Below are 316 nucleotides of genomic sequence, written 5' to 3' on the forward strand. Positions count from 1 at the left end.
TGGCGCGACTGACGGCCCTATGCCTCAGACCCGTGAGCACATCCTGCTGTCCCGTCAGGTTGGTGTACCTAAGATCGTTGTGTTCCTGAACAAAGCAGACCTGCTGGCTGAAGATTGCGGCGGCGTTGGCTCTGAAGAATACGCAGAGATGCTGGAACTGGTTGAAATGGAGCTGCGTGAGCTGCTGGACACTTACGAGTTCCCAGGCGACGACACTCCAATCATCGCTGGTTCCGCTCTGATGGCTCTGAACGGAGAAGACGACAACGAACTGGGTACTTCCGCGGTTAAGAAGCTGGTTGAAACTCTGGATAGC

Annotated in this window: 1 protein-coding gene; it reads left to right on the forward strand. The window is 55.4% G+C overall.

Going from position 1 to position 316, the window contains the following annotated elements; all coding sequences use genetic code 11:
* Window positions 1–316 (forward strand): GTP-binding protein (locus E1189_RS26375; RefSeq protein WP_230459804.1); only part of this gene is annotated, 316 nt, incomplete at both ends.

The organism is Parendozoicomonas verongulae, assembly GCF_009711465.1.
Classification (GTDB): Bacteria; Pseudomonadota; Gammaproteobacteria; order Pseudomonadales; family Endozoicomonadaceae; genus Sansalvadorimonas; species Sansalvadorimonas verongulae.